21 protein-coding genes are annotated in these 19,563 nt (G+C 57.0%); 6 read left to right on the top strand and 15 right to left on the bottom strand.

Features of this window, described 5'->3' with window-relative positions; all coding sequences use genetic code 11:
• Positions 1-275: 275 nt before the first annotated feature.
• On the bottom strand, positions 276-1,631 hold the full coding sequence (gene dnaB / locus HMPREF2779_RS07200) for a replicative DNA helicase (RefSeq protein ID WP_070674133.1): 1,356 nt from the start codon (positions 1,629-1,631) through the stop codon (positions 276-278).
• Between the two features lie 316 nt (positions 1,632-1,947).
• Between dnaB and HMPREF2779_RS09250 the strand changes: the two genes are divergently transcribed.
• Positions 1,948-2,385 (top strand): hypothetical protein, encoded by a 438-nt coding sequence (locus HMPREF2779_RS09250; RefSeq protein ID WP_070684805.1) that lies wholly within the window; start codon positions 1,948-1,950, stop codon positions 2,383-2,385.
• A gap of 90 nt (positions 2,386-2,475) precedes the next feature.
• Here the strand turns inward: HMPREF2779_RS09250 and HMPREF2779_RS07190 are convergent, their stop codons facing one another.
• From HMPREF2779_RS07190 to HMPREF2779_RS07160, 7 genes are all read right to left on the bottom strand, one after another.
• A complete protein-coding gene (locus tag HMPREF2779_RS07190) occupies positions 2,476-3,282 on the bottom strand; it encodes a class I SAM-dependent methyltransferase (RefSeq protein ID WP_049326735.1) in 807 nt (268 codons plus the stop codon).
• Positions 3,283-3,926: 644 nt separating this feature from the next.
• Positions 3,927-4,232 (bottom strand): hypothetical protein, encoded by a 306-nt coding sequence (locus HMPREF2779_RS07185; RefSeq protein WP_070684800.1) that lies wholly within the window; start codon positions 4,230-4,232, stop codon positions 3,927-3,929.
• Positions 4,233-4,460: 228 nt separating this feature from the next.
• Positions 4,461-4,913 carry a 50S ribosomal protein L9 gene (gene rplI / locus HMPREF2779_RS07180; protein ID WP_005504050.1) on the bottom strand — a complete coding sequence of 151 codons (453 nt, stop codon included), beginning with the start codon at positions 4,911-4,913 and terminating at the stop codon, positions 4,461-4,463.
• A gap of 20 nt (positions 4,914-4,933) precedes the next feature.
• Positions 4,934-5,170 (bottom strand): 30S ribosomal protein S18, encoded by a 237-nt coding sequence (gene rpsR / locus HMPREF2779_RS07175; RefSeq protein ID WP_004005948.1) that lies wholly within the window; start codon positions 5,168-5,170, stop codon positions 4,934-4,936.
• Between the two features lie 83 nt (positions 5,171-5,253).
• Entirely contained in the window at positions 5,254-5,886 is a 633-nt protein-coding gene (locus HMPREF2779_RS07170) for a single-stranded DNA-binding protein (RefSeq protein WP_005504055.1), read from the bottom strand.
• A gap of 94 nt (positions 5,887-5,980) precedes the next feature.
• Positions 5,981-6,286 carry a 30S ribosomal protein S6 gene (gene rpsF, locus HMPREF2779_RS07165; RefSeq protein WP_005504056.1) on the bottom strand — a complete coding sequence of 102 codons (306 nt, stop codon included), beginning with the start codon at positions 6,284-6,286 and terminating at the stop codon, positions 5,981-5,983.
• A gap of 190 nt (positions 6,287-6,476) precedes the next feature.
• Complete coding sequence (locus HMPREF2779_RS07160; protein ID WP_070684798.1) at positions 6,477-7,901, bottom strand: CCA tRNA nucleotidyltransferase; 1,425 nt, start codon at positions 7,899-7,901, stop codon at positions 6,477-6,479.
• Between the two features lie 126 nt (positions 7,902-8,027).
• Between HMPREF2779_RS07160 and HMPREF2779_RS07155 the strand changes: the two genes are divergently transcribed.
• The 5 genes from HMPREF2779_RS07155 to trxA all read left to right on the top strand — a co-directional run bounded on the left by HMPREF2779_RS07155 (position 8,028) and on the right by trxA (position 13,306).
• Complete coding sequence (locus HMPREF2779_RS07155; RefSeq protein ID WP_005504058.1) at positions 8,028-8,531, top strand: NUDIX hydrolase; 504 nt, start codon at positions 8,028-8,030, stop codon at positions 8,529-8,531.
• 65 nt (positions 8,532-8,596) lie between these two features.
• Positions 8,597-10,261 carry a murein biosynthesis integral membrane protein MurJ gene (murJ, locus tag HMPREF2779_RS07150; protein ID WP_105361184.1) on the top strand — a complete coding sequence of 555 codons (1,665 nt, stop codon included), beginning with the start codon at positions 8,597-8,599 and terminating at the stop codon, positions 10,259-10,261.
• 196 nt (positions 10,262-10,457) lie between these two features.
• Positions 10,458-11,645, top strand: a complete 1,188-nt coding sequence (locus HMPREF2779_RS07145) for a serine/threonine protein kinase (protein WP_233992313.1) — start codon at positions 10,458-10,460, stop codon at positions 11,643-11,645.
• A gap of 246 nt (positions 11,646-11,891) precedes the next feature.
• Positions 11,892-12,926 (top strand): thioredoxin-disulfide reductase, encoded by a 1,035-nt coding sequence (gene trxB, locus HMPREF2779_RS07140; protein WP_070684792.1) that lies wholly within the window; start codon positions 11,892-11,894, stop codon positions 12,924-12,926.
• A 53-nt stretch (positions 12,927-12,979) separates the two neighbouring features.
• A complete protein-coding gene (gene trxA, locus HMPREF2779_RS07135) occupies positions 12,980-13,306 on the top strand; it encodes a thioredoxin (protein WP_070684790.1) in 327 nt (108 codons plus the stop codon).
• A 113-nt stretch (positions 13,307-13,419) separates the two neighbouring features.
• Here trxA and HMPREF2779_RS07130 read toward each other — a convergent pair whose 3' ends face one another.
• From HMPREF2779_RS07130 to rnpA, 7 genes are all read right to left on the bottom strand, one after another.
• Positions 13,420-14,718: a ParB/RepB/Spo0J family partition protein gene (locus HMPREF2779_RS07130; protein WP_070684787.1), complete on the bottom strand. Its 1,299-nt coding sequence runs from the start codon at positions 14,716-14,718 to the stop codon at positions 13,420-13,422.
• A 236-nt stretch (positions 14,719-14,954) separates the two neighbouring features.
• Positions 14,955-15,797 (bottom strand): ParA family protein, encoded by an 843-nt coding sequence (locus HMPREF2779_RS07125; protein WP_070684785.1) that lies wholly within the window; start codon positions 15,795-15,797, stop codon positions 14,955-14,957.
• Positions 15,798-16,253: 456 nt separating this feature from the next.
• Positions 16,254-16,895 (bottom strand): 16S rRNA (guanine(527)-N(7))-methyltransferase RsmG, encoded by a 642-nt coding sequence (gene rsmG / locus HMPREF2779_RS07120; protein WP_083311135.1) that lies wholly within the window; start codon positions 16,893-16,895, stop codon positions 16,254-16,256.
• Position 16,896: 1 nt separating this feature from the next.
• Positions 16,897-17,463 (bottom strand): Jag family protein, encoded by a 567-nt coding sequence (locus tag HMPREF2779_RS07115; protein ID WP_070684784.1) that lies wholly within the window; start codon positions 17,461-17,463, stop codon positions 16,897-16,899.
• A gap of 111 nt (positions 17,464-17,574) precedes the next feature.
• A complete protein-coding gene (gene yidC, locus HMPREF2779_RS07110) occupies positions 17,575-18,564 on the bottom strand; it encodes a membrane protein insertase YidC (protein WP_070684782.1) in 990 nt (329 codons plus the stop codon).
• Between the two features lie 51 nt (positions 18,565-18,615).
• Positions 18,616-19,089, bottom strand: coding sequence for a membrane protein insertion efficiency factor YidD (yidD, locus tag HMPREF2779_RS07105; protein ID WP_005504090.1), 474 nt, complete (start codon positions 19,087-19,089; stop codon positions 18,616-18,618).
• A complete protein-coding gene (rnpA, locus tag HMPREF2779_RS07100) occupies positions 19,086-19,451 on the bottom strand; it encodes a ribonuclease P protein component (RefSeq protein ID WP_049341943.1) in 366 nt (121 codons plus the stop codon). Before rnpA ends, yidD begins: the two co-directional genes overlap by 4 nt.
• Positions 19,452-19,563 lie beyond the last annotated feature (112 nt).

Raw genomic sequence — 19,563 nt, 5'->3', positions numbered from 1 at the left:
GTCAGTGCGTTTTATGGGTACTAAAAAATCTTCAAAAAACTTCTAAAAAACCTTATAAACGCAGAAGAAACCACTCAACCCCTCACAGAATGCCTTCTAGAGCCCCCTCCGCAGCCCCTATTCCCATGCCCTGCGCACGATTCCTAACCCTAGCCCCGGGCGCCCCTACCTATAGGTACAAAAAGCCCCTCCCCTTCCGTCCGGCAAGGAACAGAAGAAGAGGGGTACAGCCACAGAGTGCTGAAAGCTTAGTACTGAGTTAGTTGAGTACGGGGTTAGTACTGGGGAGGCGCCTCATTCGCCATATTGTTGAAGCGCGAGTACTTACCGCTAAACGCCAACGGGATAGTACGAGTCGGACCACCACGGTGCTTAGCGATAATCATGTCCGCCTCACCCACGCGTTCACTGTCCGGGTTATACATATCCTCACGATGCAGCAGAATCACCATATCCGCATCCTGCTCAATAGAACCCGACTCACGCAGATCCGAAACCATCGGACGCTTATCAGTACGCTGCTCCGAACCACGGTTCAACTGAGACAGTGCAATCACCGGAACATCCAGCTCCTTAGCCAACAGCTTCAGGCTACGAGAGAACTCCGAAACCTCCTGCTGACGAGACTCAACCTTCTTACCCGAACTCATCAGCTGCAGGTAGTCCAGCACCACAAGTTTCAAATCATTACGCTGCTTGAGACGACGGCACTTCGCGCGAATCTCCATCAGAGTCATATTCGGCGAATCATCAATAAAGAGAGGAGCAGAATCAATACGCCCCTGCAGAGTCGCCAGGTTCGTCCAGCCCTCAGTATCCAGGTCGCCCTTCTTCAGACGACCCATTGAAATCTTGCCCTCCGCAGAGAGAATACGCATCGCCAACTCAGTACGACTCATCTCCAGCGAGAAAAACACAGTCGTCATCTGATGATGAATAGACGCAGAACGAGCAATATCAAGAGCCAGAGTCGACTTACCCACACCCGGACGAGCCGCAATAACAATCATCTGGCCGCCGTGCAGACCACCGGTCAGCTCATCAAACTCAATAAAGTCAGTCGGCACACCGTACACGCCATCGGGGCGGTTCGAGTTCGCATCAATCTCATTGATGGTCTCCTCCAACGCCTCAGAGAAAGACACATAGTCTTCCTTCGCGTTACCATCAGTCACCGCATAAATCTCAGCCTGCGCCTGATCTACCAAAGTATCAACCTCAGTCTCATTGGCGTAACCCAGCTGAGCGATCTTCGTGCCCGCCTCAATCAGGCGGCGCATAATCGCGTGCTCCTTAACAATCTCAGCGTAATACTGAGCGTTAGCAGCAGTCGGAACCGACGCAATCAGCGTATGAATATAGGACGCGCCGCCCACACGAGTCAGCTCGCCGCGCTTCTTCAGCTCATCAGCAACCGTAATCGCATCCGCAGGGCTACCGTGACCGTAAAGAGAAAGAATCGCCTCATATATCGTCTCGTGAGCCGGCTTATAGAAATCAGACGCACGCAGGCTCTCAACCACATCCGCAATAGCGTCCTTCGACAGCAGCATGCCACCGAGCACCGACTGCTCAGCCACATCATCATGAGGCATAGTGCGGGAACCATAATCAATAGCAGTTTCAGACATGCTTATCCTCGCGTTTCAATCCGATATCTACGACGTTCCAGAAACAATTTCTGCAGAACTCCTATGCTAGTTTCTCACGAAGGCACACGCGAAACACATACACGCCTAACGGGCAGCGCGCAGATAATCCTCAATCTTCTCAACAGCGAGCGCCGCACCATCCATAGTGCGCATTACCTCGCCTTAGCGCGCATGCCCTCATCGCTGAGCAGACGTGACTGCCTCACAAAAAATATTTTTCAGGCCACTGCTATGTGCCTAGTAGATCCCTCGATATCAGAGTCGAGGGCACTAGTCATGAAGGCAGAACTCCGCCATGTTTAAAATCCTCCCTCTCCTCGTACTGCATGTCCTCTCTCATCTGGTGGCAGTGCTACTACTACACACCTATAGTAGGTCCCTGCCTGTACCACATACCATGGTGCTTAAGTACCTGCGAGTATCAGCAATGCTGTACTACTACAGGCTCGCTGATGGGGTGTCCTACATGTATGCAGGTGTGGGGGTACTAAATCATTGGGAAGCCCTAGTGCAACAGATGCTGGGTGAGTATCTGATACTGATGCAGTATCCAGCAGTAGTGCTGGTACTAGTGCTCAGTGCCGTAGTCGGTGCAGCACTCAGGTACCGTGTGCTGCTATACCTGGCGAGAGTGGAGGCCACCGCCGGTAGGGAGGCAGTTACAGCGGGATGGGTGCATGCTGTGGCAGATGGTATAGATGCGCTAGCGAATCTGCTAGGGCTAGCGGGCTAGCGCTTGAAAACGGAGCCCCAGTATTCCCTCGGATAGAGAGGAATACTGGGGCTCCGTTTCGCTGTATAAGCTTTGCGGTGTGATTCTGTCTTACTTCTTACGCAGAATCAGGCCGATAGCGCCAATATGGTCGGCATGGCGGCGGAACACACCGCGCATACCCAGCACACGCTCACGAATCTGCGGCTTACGCGCCAGATTGAACGCAATCTTCGCAACGCCAGCGGGACCCTCATCAGCCAGCAGACGCTTCGGCTCCAGCAGAGCCATATCGGTCTGGTACACATCCAGCACCTCAAAGCCAGCCTCTTCCGCCAGAGCAGTCCACTCGGCAACAGTCAGCGGGCGGGCGTTCACACGGATAGTGCGCGCCAAATCCTTCTGAATCTCTTCCTTCAGCTCGGGGCGCAGATAATCGGGAACCAACGACATCTCGTGAATAGCGTAGTAGCCGCCCGGACGCAGCAGACGAGCCGCCTCACGCATAATCTCCAGCTTGTGCTTATCGGTCTGCATGGTCAGCATCGCCTCGCCCACCACGGCGTCGTAGCTCTCCGAGGGCAGACCGGTCTCCTGAGCGCTAGCGTTCACCACACGGTAGTTCGGCTTAGTCGATGCGCCAATACGCTCGGTTACGATTTCAGCAGCCTTGGGATCAAGATCCACACCGGTGTAGCTCTTGGGGGAACGCTTCACAATCTCCAGGGCGGTAATACCCAGGCCCGGAGCAAACTCCACGACGTCAATGTCGCCGCCCAGAGCACGAGCCAGCAGCCAGTTGGTGGTCTCGCGGCCGCCGGGGCGCAGAACCTTCTTGCCCAGCTGAGCCAGCAACCAGTGACCTGCTGCCTTTTCGGCGGGGCGGTCGGTACCGGGAACGGAAGGGGTCTTAGACACGGAAGACAACTCCTCAATACTTGTATTTAATATGCAAAATTTATCTTTCCCAATTCTAGACCCGCCACCCCAAGAAAGGAAATATGACGTTATATAGAAGTATGGTTGCCCTTTATTACAGCATGCCGCAACACCACTACAGCCATCCTTGCCACACACCCTAGAGATTAAACAGAAACTGGAGCTGGACCTCTCGGTCCAACCCCAGTCTCATCACACACACATACATACGAAAATCAGAGCCACTTCCGCAAGGAAAGTCCAACTTTCTGATGGTCCTCTCGAACCATCTATATAAAGTATTACGCGTAAACCTTTATTCCCTGTAGGTTAAAGCTGTAAGAAAGCTGGGAATAGATTTTTCTTCAACATCGGGGTGCAGTGCCCCGGATTTCACGCGGAAACTACACGTCGCGTTAAAAGAAGAAAGGCAAGGCGCTTTTGCCTTGCCATCCTTCTTTCGTTAGCGGGCGACCCCGCTACACGAAACACACACATTCACATCGCAGTCCTCTCGAACCAACACTTATAGTAAACACCCCCAACCTTATGGGAGGATTGAATTTCGCTGGAAACAAGCTGGGAGAAAACCAACAGAACCCTGAGAGCTTTGATATTGTGCAGTTTGCGGACTCTAAACCGGGCTAATAAGCCGCCATATACAACCCCAGCAGCACCAACGGGTTAGCCACTACAGAAATAACCGCCAAGCAAATATTGGCCACGCGGTACTGACGGAACTTCACCAGACCCACCAGCGCGCACACCAGCGCAACACTGGATGCAAGGCCGCCAACCACCAGCAAAAGAAGCAAAAGAGCAGTAGCGACATTCGCGTCCGCAAATGGGATAACCGCTAGAGCGCACAGCAGCAAATTGATACACTCCAACACCACACCCGTGGACAGAAGCTGCGCGCTAGAAGACAAACGTGAAAAAGATCGAGCCATGTCTACCAGTCTACGGGGTCAATTGGCGTACCTCGCAGTCGCAACTGCTCTAACCACCAATCCTTCTGTAGCACACCACATATTCTCAGCCTCCAAAAATAATGTTTCACGTGAAACATGCACAGGAGCGAATACAACAAACGGGGTGCCCCTCACGAAGAGGGACACCCCGTCCGACACTCACCGCCGCCGCATCAAAGCACCAGCGTCAAATATCTAAAAATCTACTTACGCAGCAGCAACGACGTCCAGGACAACGTTAGCAACAACGTCAGCGTGCAGGCGGACAGTCACCTTGTACTCACCGGTGCGCTTGATAGCGGAACCCAGGTGGATGGTGCGCTTGTCAACGGAGCCAATGCCAGCAGCCTCAATAGCCTCAGCAATAGCCTCAGCCTTGACGGTACCGAACAGGCGGCCGTCAGCGCCAGCCTTGTGTGCAACGACAACCGGCTTAGCAGCCAGGGACGCAGCAATTGCCTGAGCCTCTTCCAGAGAAGCCTTAGCACGAGCCGCACGAGCGGCGCGGATGGACTCAACCTGCTTCTCGCCACCCTGGGTCCAGGTCACGGCGAAGCCGCGGGGCAGCAGGTAGTTACGTGCGTAACCGTCCTTAACGGTGACAACATCGCCAGCTGCACCGAGGCCGGAAACTTCCTGAGTCAGAATGATCTTAGCCATGTTACTGTCTCTCCTTCTCTTTAGCGGCCAGCGCCGGAGTAGGGCAGCAGTGCAACTTCGCGGGCGTTCTTAATAGCCTGAGCGATCTTGCGCTGCTCCTGAACGGTCACGCCAGTCACGCGGCGAGCGCGGATCTTGCCGCGGTCGGAGATGAACTTGCGCAGAAGTGCGACGTCCTTGTAGTCGATAACGGTGACGTCAGCAGCCTTGAGGGGGTTCTGCTTGGGTTTGGGCTTACGGATTTCAGCCTTAGCCATCGTGGTGCTCCTTAGAGTTGGGAGCCCGCGGCGGATAACCGCGGGATGGATTGATAAATTACTATTCGGAAAACGAAACCGGCTTAGAACGGAGGTTCGTCGTCGGCGCCGCTACCCCAGTCATAGTTACCACCAGACTGAGAACTCCACGGATCAGCAGCAGGAGCTGCGGGGGCCGCCGGAGCAGCCGGAGCGGAGTAGCCAGACTGGCCAGAGTAACCATTACCCTGAGCAGCAGCAAAATTGTTCTGCTGAGGAGCGGAGAAACCGCCCTGAGCAGCAGCGTTGTACCCAGCGCCACCGCCAAAGCCACCCTGCGCACCGCCACCGAAGTTATTACCTCCGGCAGAACGCTGCGCGCGAGTCACCTGAGCAGTAGCAAAACGCAGAGTCGGGCCGATCTCCTCGACCTCAAGCTCAAACGAAGTACGACGCTCGCCTTCCTTGGTCTCGTACGAGCGAGACTTCAGACGGCCCTGCGCGATAACCTGAGTACCCTTCTTCAGAGTCTCTGCAACATTCTCAGCGTAACCACGCCACACCGACGCACGCAGGAACAGGGTCTCCCCATCCTCCCACTGGTTCGTCTGGCGGTTAAAAGTACGCGGAGTCGATGCGATCGTGAAATTAGCAACCGCCGCACCCGCAGGGGTGTAACGAAGCTCCGGATCGCCAGTCAGATTACCAATAACGGTAATAACGGTATCGCCTGCCATTTGATGCCTCCTCGATAAGAGTTACAAGTATGTTGAATCCAGTACAGCGCAACCCCCTGACATTTTTAGGGGGTCAGCCGACCGGAAAGACCAACTACTTGCTGGAGATCTTCTGATCCTCCGGGCGGATGATCTTGGTACGCATGACGGACTCGTTCAGGTTCAGAACACGATCGAGCTCAGCTGCGGTCTCGGGGGTAGAGGTGAAGTTCACCACTGCGTAGATACCCTCAGACTTCTTCTGGATCTCGTATGCCAGGCGACGACGGCCCCAGATGTCGACGTTGTCGACGGAACCACCCTCGTTGGTCACGATCTCGAGGAACTTGGACAGCGACGGCTCAACCGCACGGTCCTCAACCTCGGGGCTGAGGATAACCATCAGTTCATATGCACGCATGATTAAACCCCTCCTTTGGGCTAAACGGCTATGGGATTTCCATAGCAGGAGATTCATTGTGCCCTACACGTGAAACACACCGGGCGGGGAACACGCATAGATTTCTTAACAATACACGAGAAAAAGCAGATAGAACAGTACCGCACCGCGTGACCTCAACCATGCGATGCGGTACCGAAAACCGCAGAAGCTACGCCTCCCGACGCTGCTCCCACCACTGCACCAGACGAGCCTTCGCCTCCTCCTCAGGAAGCGAACCCTCATCCAGACGCAAATTCAACAAGAACTTATACGCCTCACCCACCACCGGGCCCGGCGCAATACCAAGAATCTGCATAATCTGACCGCCATCCAGATCCGGACGAATTGAATCCAGCTCCTCCTGAGCAGCCAACTCAGCAATACGACGCTCCAAATCGTCATACGCCTCAGCCAGCGAACGCGACAAGCGACGATTACGAGTCGTCACATCAGAACGCGACACACGATGCAGACGCTCCAACTGATCGCCCGCATCACGCACATAACGGCGCACCGCAGAATCAGTCCAACCCGACTCACGGTAACCATAGAACCGCATATGCAGCTCCACCAGACGAGCCACAGCCTTAATCGTGTCATTATCAAAACGCAGCGCACGCATACGCTTCTTCACCATCTTCGCGCCCACCACCTCATGGTGCAGGAACGAGACGGAGCCGTCCTTCTCAAACTTACGAGTCTTCGGCTTACCAATATCGTGCATCAACGCCGCAAAACGCAGAATAAAATCAGGAGCCGGGCACGGGCCGTCCTCGTCCGTCTCCTTCTCCATCGCCTGCTCCATCACCTTCAACGAATGCGCATACACATCCTTATGGTGATGCGCAGGATCCATCTCCATACGCAACGCAGGAAGCTCCGGCAACACATAATCCGCCAGACCCGTATCCACCAGCAGGTTCAAACCCACCCGCGGATAATCCGCCTCAATCAGCTTCACCAGCTCATCACGCACACGCTCAGCTGAAATAATCTCAATACGGCCAGCCATCTCACGCATCGCCTCGAAAACCTCCGGGGCAACCTCAAGATTAAAACGCGCAGCAAAACGAGCCGCACGCATCATACGCAGCGGGTCCTCAGAAAAAGACTCCTCCGGCGAGCGCGGAGTACGCAAAACACCCGCACGCAAATCCTCAACGCCACCAAACAGGTCAACCACCTCGCCGCTCGGCAAAGCCGCCGCCATCGCATTAATCGTGAAATCACGACGCACCAAATCGGCACTCAAATCCGTGCCGAACTCAACCGTCGGCTTACGCGAATCCGAAACATACACCTCAGCACGGTACGTGGTCACCTCATACACCACGCCATTCTTGCGCGCACTAATCGTGCCGTACTCCTTGCCGATATCCCACGTATGCTCACCCCACCCACGCAGAATCTGCTCGCTCTGCTCCGGAGTAGCATCCGTCGTCAAATCAAAATCGGTGAAGAGACCATCTTCAACCCGCAGATTATCGCGGACAATACCGCCCACCAAGTACAGCTCAAAACCCGCCGCACGGTACAGTTCTCCCAGCTCGGCGGCATCCGGGTACTTCGACACAACATCAATAATCAGCGACATAATCCTTTAATCGTGCCAGAAAAACCACCCACGCGCCCACCCCACACCCACAACACCCCACCAAAGACAGCTATCTCACCTCAAACCGAGACACCAAAACCTCAGCCTATCGGTTAAGGTAGAACCATGAGCATTCCCGTACCCCGCGCCCCCAAAACGCGCTTTACCGCGCCCGCGCGAGCGGTACCCGCCCCCGAAGAAGTCTCCGCAGGCGGGCTCATCATCGACTTCGACCGACCCGAACAGCTACCCGTAGCCATCATCGCCCGCATCAACCGCAACGGCCAACGCGAATGGTGCCTGCCCAAAGGCCACATCGAACACGGCGAAACCACCGTCGAAGCCGCACAACGCGAAATCAGCGAAGAAACCGGAATCACCGGCTACCCCGTAGCCTCCCTCGGCACCATCGCCTACTGGTTCACCTCCAACGGCACGCGCATCCACAAAACCGTGCACCACTACCTCTTCGCAGCAACCGGCGGCGAACTCAGCATCGACAACGACCCCGACCACGAAGCAATCGACGTCGCATGGGTCCCCCTCGAAGAGCTCCCCACCCGCCTCTCATTCGCCAACGAACAACACATAGCCCGCAGTGCGCGCGAATACATCACCACCCAGCTCTAAACACCCGCTGTAAGAGCCCCAAAAACTAAAAGAAGCAATCACCCGCCCACACAGGAGAGACATACGTGGCACGTAACGACGCCCGCTCAAGCGCAATCATGGCAGCAGGCACCCTCGTCTCGCGCATCCTCGGATTCGTCAAGACCATCCTGCTCACCGTAGCCATCGGCTCACTCTCAACCGTCGGCGACGTCTTCGAAACCGCCAACACCCTACCCAACCTCATCTACGTCCTCGTAGCAGGCGGCGTGTTCAACGCAGTCCTCGTACCGCAAATCATCAAGGCAGCCAAAGCACAAGACGGTGGCGCACGATACATCTCCAAACTCGTCACCCTCACCGTCACCGCAATCGGCCTCATCACCCTCATCACCGTCGCCTGCGCCTGGCCCATCATCAGCATCATGGGCTCAGGATGGAGCCCCGAACAACGGCAGCTCGGCTTCATCTTCTCCCTCTGGTGCCTACCCCAAATCTTCTTCTACGGCCTCTACACCGTCATCGGACAGGTCCTCAACGCCAAAGACGCATTCGGCGCCTACATGTGGTCGCCCGTACTCAACAACGTCATCACCATCCTGTCGCTGATCCTGTTCATCTTCCTCTTCGGCGCGCAAACCCCCAACCCCAACCCGATTCACACCGTAGACAACTGGACCAACGCACAGACCCTCGTGCTCGCCGGCTCCTCCACCTTCGGCGTCATGATGCAGGCACTCGTCCTGTTCATCCCCCTACGCAAGCTCGGCCTGCGCCTCAAGCCCGACTTCGCCTGGCGAGGCATCGGCCTGCGCGCAGCATCCAAGCTCGCCGCCTGGACCCTCGCATCCGGCATCATCTCCAACCTCGCGTTCCTCTACATGACCAAGGTCGCCGCAGGTATTGTCGGTCAGCGCGAACACTACGCCGCCCTCGGCATCCAAATCCCCGGCTTGCAGGCACTCAACTACGCCTCCATGCTGTACATGCTCCCGCACGGCGTCATCGGCATCTCCATCGCCACCGTGCTCTTCAACCGCATGAGTGCCTCCGCCATCGCCGACGACAGCGACAGCGTCATCTACGCGCTCTCCCACGGCCTGCGCAACGCAGCCGTAGCCACCGTCTTCTGCATGGTCGCACTCATGGTCCTGGCAGGGCCCGTCGCAGTACTCTTCAGCGGCGGCGACCCCATCGCAGCAACCATCATCGCCAAGCTCATCGTCATCACCGCGCTCGGCACCCCCACCCTCACCATCAACTACCTCTACAGCCGTGTGCTCTACGCCCGCGAAGACGCACGCACCCCCTTCCGCATCCAGGTGTACTCCGCCATCATCATGGTCATCATGAGCTTCGCAGCATCCCTGCTCGACGCACAGTACACCGTGTACATGCTCGCCTTCATCTACCCAGTGCACAACATCCTGATCATGTTCATCAGCCACAACATGGTCCGCCGCCGCCTCGGCTACTACGGCCAGCGCGGCATCGTCAGCACCTACGCCCGCACCACCCTCGCATCCCTCTTCGCCGGCGGCATCGCGGCCATTGCACTCTGGCTGCTCGGCGGCTACCAGCTCGACGGATTCGCCTGGGCATCCAAGCTCACCGCAATCATCACTCTCGCCGTATGTGGCACCGTCATGGGCCTGGCATACCTCGCCGGTATACAAATCTTCCGCGTCAAGGAAGCCAACGCACTACTGGCACCCCTCACCTCTAAACTTGAGCGTTTTGCCCGCCGCTAAAGCAGTACACAACGCCCAACCCGGGTAGCTGTCCGTGCACCCACCGCACCCCACACCGAGGCCCGCAGAAGACACAGGCAACCACCCGGACGCCACAAACTATCACTCAGCCCCAGCATCCTTCAATGCCGGGTAGAATCTAATAGTCAGGGCCCGCCACACGGCAGGCACTATGAAACCACCTCGGGAGAACACGTTGTCGCAACAGATTCCGGTCGGATCGGTCCTCGGAGGCCGCTACGAGATCACCGCACACATCATCATTACGGTAGAATCCGACATGGTGCTTGAAGGCACCGACCAGATTCTCAACCGTAAGGTCTCGGTCGTCGTCGCATCGCCCAGCCGCAGCGCACTGCTGGAAGCAAACTCCCGCGCGCTCGCAACCAACGCACGCGGCAACATCCAAATCCTTGACCTGGGCATCACCCCCGAAGGTAGCCGCTACCTCGTCACCTCCCACACCCGCCCCGACACCCTGCTGGACACCCTGCTGGTCGAAAACCACGCACTCTCCAACGCAGAGGACGCGCTGGGCACCGAAATCTTCGGCGACTCCGAAAGCAGCAGCTCCCCCAACACCTACGAGAAGGTCTCCTCCTCCGCTAATCAGGAGAGCATCACCGCCGCCAAGAACTGGAACTCATCCGACGGCGCGGCAGTGACCGCCTACTCCGAACCCACCAGTATCTACGAAGATGACGAAGACGAAGAAGACGGCAGCCGCGGCACCTGGGCAGTCGCCCTGGCAGCAGTCCTACTGCTTGTCATCGTCGCAGGCGGTATCCTCACCTCCCTGGGCGCAATCGGCTCCAACCAGGCAGCCGCACCGCACACCCCCAAGTCTTCCGCCTCGGCACCCGAATCGGCTGCGGCAAGCGCCAGCGCATCGGCATCCCCGACCACTAAGGCATCGAACGCACCGGCTAAAATCGCGTCCGTGGCTCGCTTCGCGCCCTCGAACCCCATGTTCATGAACGACATGGACACCCTCATCCCCAACCTGACCGACGGTAACGCCAACACCGCATGGATCAGCTACGGCTTCGGCACCGCCAACTACGCCGGCACCATCAAGGAATTCGGCCTGGCACTGAAGCTGCAGCCCCCCACCGTTGTCTCCAAGCTGACCATCCAGCAGAACACCGGCGTCGGTGGTTCCTTCACCGTCTATACCAATAGCTCCGCATCCCTGAACGGTGCGGTTGAGATTGGCAAGGGCACCTTCGAAGGCAAGGATGCAGTCGTCACCCTGGACACCTCCAAGCAGAGCGCAGAAAAGGGCGCCTACGTGATCATCGTGGTCAACGAGCTACCCCGCCTCTCCCTGCCGATTGGAGCTTGGAATTACGGTCTGCGCATCAACGAAATCAAGGTGGACTAATCAACCCATAACGTGACACCGACAGGGCGCTCGCACCCCAGACACAAGGGTGGGGCTTCTGAACTCAACAGTTCGGAAGCCCCACCCTTTTTGATGTCCATTTATGACTCTTTATGGCAGGGTCGCTACTCAAAGATTCACAGTGCGCGGAGTATCTGGATAAGGGTCCCCCAAAAATGGAATAATCGAGGATAAAGCCCTGTTATAGGGGCAGAACGAAAGACCTACAACGGAAAGACATATCCGATGACTGAGAATCTGGGAGGCCTCTTCGGAGGCTCCGCCCTGGGCAATCTGAACCTCGCATCCGCACCCGCCACCAAAGCTGCACCGGCTGCCGAGGTTGAAGCCGATGCAACCGTCCACAACGTCATTATTGTGGGCTCCGGCCCCGCCGGCTACACCGCCGCAATCTACGCGGCACGCGCCGAACTGAAGCCCGTCCTCTTCGCCAGCTCCCTGGCACCCGGCGGCTCCCTCATGAACACCACCGAGGTGGAGAACTTCCCCGGATTCATTCAGGGCATCCAGGGCCCCGAGCTGATGGAGAACATCGGTCAGCAGGCTGAGCGTTTCGGCACTGACATCCGCTACCAGGACGTAGAGAAGGTTGAACTCACCGGCGACGTGAAGAAGGTCTACACCGCTGACGGCGCCGTTCACCTGGCGAAGACCGTCATCATGACCACCGGTTCTCAGGTCCGTAAGCTCAACATCGAGGGTGAAGATCGACTCTCCGGTTACGGCGTCTCCTGGTGCGCAACCTGCGATGGTTTCTTCTTCAAGGACAAGGAAATCGCAGTGGTCGGCGGCGGCGACTCCGCGCTGGAGGAGGCACTGTTCCTGACGACCTTCGCGTCCAAGGTGTACCTGGTGCACCGCCGCGATTCTTTCCGCGCTTCGGAAATCATGCAGACCCGCGCGTTCAACAACCCGAAGATTGAGGTCGTCTGGGATTCGGCTGTTACCGCCGTTCACGGCGAGAGCAACCTCGAGTCGATCACCCTGACCAACACCAAGGACGGTTCTGAGCGTCAGCTGGCTGTTCAGGGCTTGTTCATCGCTATTGGCTCCGATCCTCGAGTGGAACTGGTGCGTGATCAGCTGGAGATCACCGAGAACCACACCATCGCGGTTCAGGGCCGTTCTTCGAAGACTTCCGTTCCCGGCGTTTTTGCTGCCGGTGACGTGATTGACCCGACCTACCGCCAGGCAATTATTGCTGCAGGTTCCGGTGCTGTTGCCGCTCTGGACGCGCAGCACTACCTCGAAAACCTCTAAACTATTCGTATTACTCGCAGGGGAATCCGCCCCGTGTCAGAAAGGAGCACTCCGTGAGCAGTGCACAGCAGGCAACTGATGCCACTTTTGACGAACTGGTTCTGAAGAACGACAAGCCCGTTATCGTGGACTTCTGGGCTGAATGGTGCGGCCCCTGCCGCATGGTTGGCCCCGTGATTGACGAGATCGCTGGCGAGTACGCCGGTCAGGTCGACGTGGTCAAGGTGGATGTTGAAGCAAATGGCGATACCGCCATGAAGTACGGCATTACCTCCATTCCCGCCATCTACCTTTTCAAGGGTGGCGAGGTCGTCAAGAAGACCGTAGGCGCTAAGACGAAGTCCGCCCTGCTGGCAGAGTTCTCCGAGCACCTGGGCTAAACTTTCGAGAGGCTAGAGAAAAACCCTCGGTGATGTTTCACGTGAAACATCACCGAGGGTTTTTCTATATATACAGCTGATTTCAGTTGCTAAATATTGTTTTATGCGAAAATTTAGCCCAAGAAATCAGAATCCAAAACGCGGATAATGCGGTTCAGATCCTCAACATTCGCAAATTCGATGGTCATCTTACCCTTGCGAGCACCCAGCGAAATCTTCACCGAAGTATCGAGCTTGTCAGCAAAAGCCTCCGCAATATAGTCCAGGCGCTCACGGTGCTTCTGAGGCTGAGGAGCCTTACGCTCCTTCACCTCGGCAGCGCCGGATGCGTGGTTCACCAGCTCCTCAGTTGCGCGAACCGACAGCCCCTCATTCACAATCTTCTGCGCGAGAGTCTCAATCTGAGCTTGGTCCGTCAGAGCCAGCAGGGCACGCGCGTGACCCGCGGAGAGAATACCCGCCGCAACGCGACGCTGCACCAGAGCCGGCAGCTTCAGCAGACGAATCGTGTTCGAAATCTGGGGGCGAGAACGACCAATGCGCTTAGCCAACTGCTCCTGAGTAGTGTCAAACTCCTCCATGAGCTGCTGGTATGCCGCCGCCTCTTCAATGGGGTTCAGCTGACTGCGGTGCAGGTTCTCCAGCAGGGCGTCACGGAGCAGGTCACCGTCTTCAGTCTCACGAACAATCGCCGGGATGGTGCTCAGGCCAGCCGCCTGGGTTGCACGCCAGCGGCGCTCACCCATGACCAGCTCATACTTTTCGGCACCGTTTTCGCGCGAGGGACGCACGACGATCGGCTGCAGAACACCAATCTCACGTACCGAGTGGATGAGCTCTTCCATGTCCTGCTCATCAAAGTCGGTTCGGGGCTGCTTGCGGTTCGGGTGGATATCATGAACGTTCAACTCAGCAAACTGGGCACCGGGAACCGGAACCAAACCGCTCTGCTCCTCAGAAGCGGACTGCGGAGTGGAGACGTCTTCACCAAAGAAGAAGTCCACCGGGCGGCGAGTCAGGGTGGTGTTGCGCAGTGCCGCACCCATATCCACGCGAGACTTCTTCTTCGATGTTTCACGTGAAACATCCTGCGAGGAGGCGGGAGCTTCAACCTTCCCCTCTGCCTTTTCAGCTTCAGCAGGCTTTTCCTGAGCGGGTGCAGCTTCAGCAGGCTTAGCATCTACAGACTCAGCTTTAGCGCTCTTACGCTGCTTCTCCGGCTTAGCCTCGTGAGCCATTTCGAAGAGACCGTCAGTCATCGGCTCTTCAATCGGAGTAGACACCTTCTTGGGTGCAGTCTTTACTGCAGTAGTCTTTTCGGATGCCTTCGCCTCAGCATTACCAGAATTCTTCGTACTCTGAGGGATCAGTGCCCCCAGGCCACGACCCAAGCCGCGTCGCTTTTCAGCCATCGTTACTCCTTAGGGCCCCCGGACGAGCCCGCTCATTTTTTCTTCTTCATCTAGTGTAAACGAAATAAGCACTCGAAAGCAGGAGTAAAAAATGCACGGCGCATAATCCAAATTATTCCCAATAATTAATTCTCTAAGGCTGTTTTCTCGTGTTTCGCTCAGAAGATACCGCACACAATGAGCCCTTTTGAATCATCAATAGACAATCCAAAAGGGCTCATTTCAAAAGATTTAGATTATGCGGATCGGCGCGAGAGCTCCTGTGCCGCCTCGCGGTAGGCGCGAGCGCCAGTCGACGAAGAATCGTAGGTGATGACGGTCTGCTGATAGCTGGGAGCTTCAGAGATGCGAACCGAGCGAGGAATCTTGACCCCCAGAGTCTCCTCCGGGAAGTGCTCGCGCACCTCCTCTGCCACCTGGAATGCCAGGTTGGTACGAGCATCGTACATGGTCAGCAGGATTGTACTGATGCGCAGCTTGGAGTTCAGGTGCTTCTGAATCATCTGGATATTCTTCAGTAGCTGACTCAGGCCTTCCAGAGCGTAGTACTCGCACTGGATCGGAATCAAAATCTCTTCTGCCGCAACGAAGGCGTTGACGGTCAGCAGGCCGAGGCTCGGCGGGCAGTCGATGAAAACATAGTCCAGGCGCTCCATGCCCTGCTTCTCGCGCCACTCAGTGTAGTCCATCAGGGCGTTCTTGAGGCGAGTCTCGCGTGCCACCAGGGAGACTAGTTCAATCTCCGCACCCGCAAGGTCGATATTGGCGGGGGCACAGAACAGGCCGGGCATATCGGGGCATTCCTGAATAATTTCAGAAAGCGGCTTATCCTCAATCAGAACGTTGTAGACACTGGGAACGTCCACGCCGTGTTCAATGCCCAGTGCGGTCGAGGCGTTACCCTGCGGGTCGTTGTCGATCACCAGGACGTTCAGTCCAGCCTCCGCGAGCGCGGCTGCGAGGTTCACGGCGGTGCTGGTTTTACCCACGCCGCCCTTCTGGTTCGACACGGTGAAGACACGCGTATGCACAGGCTTGGGGAGCAAATCTGCAACAGATTTCTGAGCTTGAGGAGTCATCGGGTGCCTTCCATATTCCGGGTGGTGTGTCTACGGTGATGCTTCGTCTGATGCCTCGCGTGTGGCAATACTCTGCGGTATTTGTGCGCGAGGAGGATTCAACCTCCGCTCCCCCACCATTCATTCATCTCAGCATGTTTCACGTGAAACATACTGAGATGAGGTGATGAAGTCTGCAATGTTTCACGTGAAACATTTGTGCTGCCCGAATGGTTTTTGAAGGACTCGAGGTCCCTTAGTGAACCATCAGACTTTGATGTAGAAGAGTCTAAGGTTTCAATCCTTCCTTAAGGGTACCCGGCATCAGGTCAATACTCCACGCGAGAGGTCATTCTATGTACTCTGCGGATGCAATTGCCGCGCGCCCGGCAAGCCAGCGCACAAAAAATGGGCGGCACCGCGTAAGCCAGCCTATTCACTAGCTCGTTGCGGTACCGCCCATTTGAGACGAAACCTTTAGAGGCGAACTCGAACCACCGTCGTCGGCTCTTTCAGCAGGTCACTGCCGGCGGTGAGAATCTCAGTCTCACGCGCACCGTAGCGGTTCAGCTTCTTCTTCGCCTTGGTAATCTCCTCTGCGGCACTACGACCCTTCAGGGCCAGCAGCTCACCGGTGCCGCGCAGAATCGGCAGAGTAATGTCCAGCAGGCCCACCAGAGCCGACACAGCACGCGCAGTCACCACATCAGCCTCAACAGCACCCACAGCCTGCTCAGCACGCGAGCGCAGCACGGTCACGTTCCCCAGACCCAAATCCTCAACAACCTCATTCAGCCAAATCACGCGGCGCTCCAGAGGCTCAATCAGGGTCAGCTTCAAATCCGGGCGGGCAATCGCCAGGCACAGGCCGGGCAGGCCGGCACCAGAACCGACATCGGCAACCGACGCGTTCGGCGCAATGTATTCCTGTACCACGGCACAGTTCAGCACGTGGCGAGCCCACAGGCGCGGAACCTCACGCGGACCGATCAGGCCACGCTCAATACCGGTCGTCGCCAAGTGCTGCACGTAGCGCTCTGCCAAAGGCAGACGCTCACCAAACACAGCCTCCGCTGCGGCACGCTCGCTCTCGTTGAGAGCAACCATCGAAGTCTCCATACTAGGCTCCTACCTCGGGAAGAGAGATCACCACGTGACGGCGAGGGCCCTCACCCTCAGACTCGCTGTACAAGCCAGCAGTAGCCACCACATCGTGCACGACCTTACGCTCGTACGGGCTCAGCGGCTTCATGTGCTCATCGCGACCGGTAGTGCGCACCTTCTCAATCGCGTCAGCAGCGATCTTCTCCAGCTGCTCACGACGCTCAGCACGGTAGCCAGCGATGTCCAGAATCAGGCGGGAACGAGTGCCGTTACCAGCCAGGACGGAGAGGCGCACCAGCTCCTGCAGAGCCTCCAGAACCTCACCGTGGCGGCCAACCAGGTGGCGCAGTTCCTCATTGTCATCATCGTCATTGACGACCGACAGGTAGATGCGGTTATTGCGCACCTCAATATCAATGTCGCCGTCCATATCGACAATATCGAGGAGTTCTTCGAGGTAGTCAGCGGCGATATCGCCTTCCTCGTCGATGTCCTCAAAATCGTCTTCTTCGCCCTCAAGGGGCTCCTCTACTAGCTGCTCCTCAACGAGCTGCTCGTCCTCATATTCCATAGCTTCAGTCACAATATTCCTCGGGGTGTTCGGAGGGGTGTCCTAGGGGTAAAAAGTATCTCATACACGGCGCCGGGCCCGCGCCACACGTGGCGAGAACCCGGCCCGAATCACGGAAGAAAACTACTTCTTTCCGTTCTGCTTATTGCGTTGCTGCTTCTGGCGCTTCTTACCGACCGGCTGCTGACGCTGACCAGCTGCGGCACGCTCACGAGCCTCCCGCAGATCCTTCTCGTGCTGCTCACGGGTCTTACCAATCGGAGGCAGGCCCTTCGCAGCACGGCGAGCGTTCAGCTCACGCTCCGCCTGAGAACCGGGGGTCGGGTTATTGCGGATAACCCACCACTGCTGGCCCAGCGACCAGAGGTTCGACACGGTCCAGTAGTACATAACACCCAGCGGGAAGTTAATACCGGAAACAGCGAAGATGATCGGGAAGATGTACATGATCATCTGCTGCTGACGGAACATCGGAGAGTTCAGAGCCGCCTCCGACATGTTCTTCACGCTCAGCTGCTTCTGAATGTAGAACTGGGTCGCACTCATCAGAACAATCATGATGACCGCCTGGACAACGGTCGCGGTGGTGTCACCAGCGCCCGGGTGCACCATGGTCGCAAACAGCTGCGCACCAAAAATCTGCGAGTCGTTGAACTGGTGCACCAGATCAGCCGGCAGCATGAGCACGCTCTCGTTACTCTGCGCCGCGGTGGGAACGCCCATCAGCACCTGGTACAGACCGAAGAAGATCGGCATCTGCGCCAGAATCGGCAGGCAGGAGGCGAAGGGGTTCGTACCGTGCTTACGGTACATTTCCATCTGCTCCTGAGCCATAGCCTGGCGGGAGAGCTGGTCCTTCTTACCCTTGTACTTCTCCTGCAGCTTCGCCATATCGCCCTGCATCGCGGTCATACCGCGCATCGCCTTAATCTGCTTGACGAACAGCGGAATGGTCAGGGTACGCATCACCAGGGTCAGGAAGATAATGCACAGAACCCAAGTCAGGCCGGAAGCCGGGTCCATACCCAGCGAGGTGAAAAGAGTGTGGAACAGCCACAGGACCACGGAGACGATCCATTTAAACGGCCAAAGAATCAAATCAAAAATATTCACGCGGGAATACTCCTTAAGGACTCGGCTAAGTCATTGTGTGGGAGGCGCCGCCTACTCAGGGCGGGCGTCACCACCGGTGTGAGGGGTGTAAAGATGGGGGTGGTTGAGCAGAATAATTTTCGGTTCTGCTCCGGGAGCGAAAGTACGCTTCCCCTCCGGAACTGGGTCGATACCTCCGGTCGCCCAGGGAACACACCGCAGAATACGGCGCACCGTCAGGGAAAGCCCGCCCATCGCACCGTGGGTGGTCAGCGCCTCCAGAGCGTAGGCTGAGCAGGTTGGGTAGTAGCGGCACACGTCCCCGTAGAGGGGGGAGACGACCTTGCGGTAGGCCTTCATGCACGCAATCAGCAGGTTCTGCGGTAGAACGTAGAGAGCCTGCAGGAAAGTTTCAGGCCTCACGAATTCGTTAGGTGCTAGTGCCAACAGCTCGTCGGGGCCCAGAGTTTCGGCAGATGCGCTATAGGTGCCGCTGTGATGCGCGTGGAAGCGTTCTTCACAGCGGTCACGCTGGGAACGGCTCACGGCTTCTCCTTGCTCTGAGGCAGGTCGAGCTTAGCGAACGCAGCCTCGAGTGCCGATTCGTAATCGCGGCGCAACTGATCCCAGCTGGCGCTCGCGGAGGCAGGAAGTGCTCGCACAGCAATGGCGTAGCCTTCCGGATGCGCAGCGCAGGTGAGCGCGGCAAGCTCACGCAACCGGCGCTTCACCAGGTTGCGTGTGACTGCGTTGCCCACCGCCTTCGACACAATGAAACCTACCTGGGTTGTTTTTCCAGGATTTTTCGCCGTAGATACAACGATGTTCCGACGTCCTGTACGGATGCCGGAACGGAAGGCGTGGGAGAATTCTGCGCTGGTGCGCATACGGTGCCGTTGAGGCAGCACGTGTTCCCCTTTACGTAGTGTGGGAGATTCGGCTCGTGTGGTGAGCTGACCTCCGCGTGTATTTCACGCTTAATGATAGTTCGCCCGCCGATGCGTGTGCATCGGCGGGGGG

Origin of the sequence: Rothia sp. HMSC069C03 (assembly GCF_001811075.1) — a bacterium.
Classification (GTDB): Bacteria; Actinomycetota; Actinomycetes; order Actinomycetales; family Micrococcaceae; genus Rothia; species Rothia mucilaginosa.
Note: the sequence above shows the minus strand (reverse complement) of the source record. Positions and strands in the feature narration are given on the sequence as shown.